This is a genomic window from Arsukibacterium sp. MJ3 (assembly GCF_000987765.1).
In the GTDB taxonomy this organism is placed as follows: domain Bacteria; phylum Pseudomonadota; class Gammaproteobacteria; order Enterobacterales; family Alteromonadaceae; genus Alishewanella.
Genome location: NZ_LAHP01000067.1, coordinates 1 through 1,365 on the forward strand (window position 1 = coordinate 1; position 1,365 = coordinate 1,365).

The 1,365-nt window shown below is 39.0% G+C and carries 1 protein-coding gene and 1 pseudogene; both read right to left on the minus strand.

The window, feature by feature from the left end:
• Positions 1-128: 128 nt before the first annotated feature.
• A pseudogene (locus tag VT06_RS17955) lies at positions 129-354 on the minus strand (hypothetical protein); the annotation flags it as partial.
• Between the two features lie 168 nt (positions 355-522).
• Positions 523-1,041 carry a hypothetical protein gene (locus tag VT06_RS16730; RefSeq protein ID WP_046555469.1) on the minus strand — a complete coding sequence of 173 codons (519 nt, stop codon included), beginning with the start codon at positions 1,039-1,041 and terminating at the stop codon, positions 523-525.
• Between the last annotated feature and the right edge of the window lie 324 nt (positions 1,042-1,365).

A 1,365-nucleotide genomic window follows, 5' to 3' on the forward strand; every position in this document is an offset into this window, starting at 1 on the left:
AGCAAACCCCTTTGCCATGCCTCCGGCAAAGTTGGCCATGGCGGTGCCGCCGCCTTCTATTGCTTGCATAGCCCCTTTTGCCATTTGGGCATAGCCGTATTTAATTTTGTTCTGACCCTAATATTAGTGCGCTGACTCAACGGTGCTTTTAGCCAAGCATAAAATCCACTGCGATTGAGCTTCAGAACACGACACATGGCTAAAACGGAAAATACTCGCAGATGGTCACGGATAAAGGCGTACTTCACTCTGGCTGGCTTGCAAAGTACCTTCCTGAACAGAATAACCACGATCAGTAATCTGCTTTACTGCTCCAATTTTAAACTCTTCGGTATACCGTTTGCCTTTGCTCATAAACACCTCTAATTTAAGTTACATTGTAACTGTTAAATGTGTCTAGCAAAGTCTGGGAAGTCCATAATTTTGTTCTGAACCTAATATTACTAAGAGCTGCTAACTAAATAGTATTTAATTTTGATCTGAACAAATTGATTTAATTAAACTCATTATTTCTGTAAAAATTTATCTAGCCCTGAACTTCATCATGAAAATCATTTCTTCAAGCTCTTTAGCTCCCTCCTCTCCAGGACTACTCTTTACGAAACTATTCCATACATCGCAGTGAGGATTAAATTTTTGATAATCAAGTCGGGAAATGGATAAATCTATTCTCAGATATGTTGTACCCAAGGTGCCAAAAAAATGGCTTTTTTCATGTTCCTCGCTCGCTAAAAAGTTACCTATAACCATTACATGGCACATGTCGTAACTCTTATAACCGTCCAAAGTTACTTTTTTAAGCGCTTCCTTATTTACCTTAATTCGGTTTGGGTTCCACGATAAACAAACATCCAGAGTTTCACACAAATAAATCTCATCGTTCTGTACACTTAATATACCAATCATATCGATTGTCCGACCCGAAACTTTATCAACTGAAGCATTAAGCTCACTAAAAGTTAAGCGATTTGGATAAGTCACCTCAGTTGCGGCTCCAATTTTGCAACAAACCAAAAGCATTGCTGAAATTAGTATTTTCATTAGCAGTCATCACCTTTAATACATGTTATGAAACCATTTGCAAAATCACTACTCATACTACGTTCTTGCGGCATATGCCCAAATTGAGACCATGCCTTGACTCCGTCAAAATATTTTAACGTCATATCCTGCCACGGAGCACGATTATAACTAACATACCTATGCTCAACTCTCTGAAAATCAGTTTCTGAGAAACCATTACTTGAACCAACAGGGTGTGTGTGCCAGGGCAAGAGCGTGAGTGCTCATTTTTCATCCAAGCTTAAACTGGCCAGTAAAACCTGCTCAAGATAATCTTCATTTATATGTGCTTTGCGCTGTTTT